General features: G+C 56.3%; 1 pseudogene. It reads right to left on the bottom strand.

What is annotated here, in order from left to right:
* Positions 1-2,408 (bottom strand): annotated as a pseudogene (locus ACO6BQ_RS12255) (autotransporter outer membrane beta-barrel domain-containing protein); the annotation flags it as partial.
* Positions 2,409-2,822: the final 414 nt, after the last annotated feature.

Genomic DNA, 2,822 nt, shown 5'->3' with positions numbered 1-2,822 from the left:
GTATCCTGATTCAGGGTGAGGACGGTATCCCCGTCGCCAACGCTCGGTCCAAGGTCGAACTTGATCGTGCCGAAGTTCCTGAGGCTGCCGACGCGAGCGCCCTTGCTCTTGATGGCAAGGATGTTGCCCGTGGCTGCCTTGTTGCCGCCGACGAGATCACCCGTCACGGTGACGTCGGCGTTGTTCGTGCCGTCGCCGATGGCGATGGTGTTGTCCGTGGTCGTCCCCGTGCCGTTTGCAAAGCCGCCGTAGACGCTTCCCCCAACGCTGCCACGGAGGAGGTTGACGGTGTTGCCCGTGGCTGCGCCACTTGCGGAGGCGTGGGTCAGTGCGCCGCCCTTGAGGTCGTGCGTCACGATCACGCTTGCGCCGTTGAGAACGATGGTGTTCTCGGTGGCATTTCCTGCCTCGGTGCGGACATCTGCGCCGTAGCCGTCCATAACCGTGCCGCCTTCGAGGATGAGTTTGTTCGCTACCGCGTCGCCCGTCTTCTTGTAGCCGTCGATGCCGTCGCCCGCCGTAAGGTTCTGTGCGATGCCGCCGTAGGCCGCCGTGGTGATACTACCGCCCGTCACGGTGAGCTCGTTCTTTTCGACCTTGTTGCCAATTTTGCTGCGCCCGCCCCATGCCTCGGTATGCGTGCCATCGCCCGCGCTGTAGGTCGGATGGTTGTTCGCGAAGCGGTAGCCTGTGACATTGACGCGTTTATCCTGTGCTGTTTTGTTGTCTGTATTCAAAACATACTCATAGTCGCCCTCTGTCTTTGCATTCCGCGCGCGTACCGCATCGTAGTTCGTAAAGGTGACGTTGTTCGTGCTGTGCAGGAGGGTGAGGATACGATCCGTCGTGGGGCTTGCCGTGATGGTGTCAAGGTTCTTGAGCGTCATCTTCGACCAGTCAATCGTGGTGCCCCCGCCGTTCGTGAGCGTCAGGAGGGTGTCGCCCACGCTGACGTTGTGCGCCACGTCGAAGTTGACGTTTTCAAAGTTCTTGACATCCACAGCACTCGTATTTCGGCTGTTGACGTTCAGCGTGTTGCCCGTGGCATCGCTCTTGTTGCCGCCGTAGACGGTGCCCGTGATGGTGGTATCCGAAGCGACGGCATCCGCCGCACTGCCGAGGTTGACCGTGTTGCCCGTCGTATGACCGGAGCCGTTCGTATAGCCGCCGTAGATATTGCCCATCATAGCGCCCGTGACGGTGACGGTGTTCCCCGTCGCATTGCCGTTTTTCGACCAGCCGCCATAAATCAATGCATTCGTCGTATTTGATATCGTGTTCTTCAGGACGACTTCGTTGTGCGTGGCATCGCCGGCGATCGACTGGGTGTATCCGCCGTACAAACTACGTCCACTAATATCCAGCCCCTCGACCGTCAGCACATTGTGCGTCGTCGTATTGCCAAGCGTCGATGTCCCTGCGTAGATCGCCCCCCCATACGGTGCGGTCGTCGCGGGCAGTGCATGATAGACTCCATTGCTCTCATCATCCGCACTTGGCGTATTGTTGTTGTATGTTATCGTTGCATTCTTAAATTGGTTTCCCTCAAAATAGAGCTCGGTCGCTGTCACCGTGCTCGCTTCAGGTGTCGTTGTATTGGCGCGTATCCCATACTCAAAATTCCCGGCGTTCGTCCTTTTAGCGGCGACATCATAGTTGCTGAGATCATATAGGGTAGCCCCTGTGTACAGCGTCACCCTCTTGGTGCCGCGTGCGCCGGACATCCATGCGGCGGCGTTGTCGACGCTGATATTTCTCCAGTCAAAACGCAGCCCAACGGTCTGTATATAAAGCATCGTATCCCCGGAGTGGATGTCACTCCCGAGGACGAACTTCATCTTCTCAAAGTGGGCAATGTAATACGCCGCGCTGTTCTTCGCCGTCACCTTCAGCGTATTGCCCTGCGTATCGTCTGCCTCCGTTGCTCCCGACTTGGAGCTGTATCCGCCGAATATACGTGCATAGCCGTGCATTCCAGAACCCGTCGGCCCTGCTGACCCGCTCAGGGTGACGGTGTTCCCCGTCGCCTTGCCGTTTTGCGAGTAGCCGCCATATACAGTAAGGAAACCACCGCTAAAGTCCGGCATGTTTTTCAGAATGACTTCGTTGCCCGTGGCATCGCCGGACCCCGCCTGCGTAACTCCGCCGAACACATTGTGCCCATAGACATCCAGCCCCTCAATCGTCAGCGTATTACCACGTACGTTCCCGAGACCCGTGACAAGCATGCTGATCGCTCCGCCTTCAAGCGGACCGACGGGCAAAGTGTCCCCGGCACGATAGGACACATGTTGTCCCGTCACATCTGCCGCATGTGCGTAACCGGAAAACACCTGCCCCCCCCCCGCGGACAACGCGAATGCGATGAGAAGTGACAGCTGCCGTCTGTTCTTCATTCCGTGAAACATGAGAGTTTCCCCCTTCATACCATTCCGTTTTACCGATCAAACTTTAGGGAAGCACGGATGCCTTCGGCACTGTCCTCTTGATGTATCTGTTTTCGCCCTGCCTGCGCCCGCGATCCTCCACATAGCCCTTGCTATGTGGAGGTTTGTCTCCTGGACGGGACAACAATCTACAGCAATTCGACAGACGTCGTTGTATCCGTGTCTTCTTTTAGTGCTATTGTCCCAAATATAATACTTTACGCATCTGTTGTCAAGATAATATGAAGGAAACACCTTGGATGTACAATCTAAGTGCAACACAATTTAACAAAAAAAAGGACTCATAACGAGAAATCTCCTGTATCATGGTGTTAGCCAACAAAACCAGGAACAGAGGAGCACCGCTATGAGCCACTACCATCATCTTACCATTCT

This window comes from Centipeda sp. (in: firmicutes) (genome assembly GCF_057271695.1).
The sequence above is the reverse complement of the archived record's forward strand: the minus strand, read 5'-3'. Positions and strand labels throughout refer to the sequence as shown.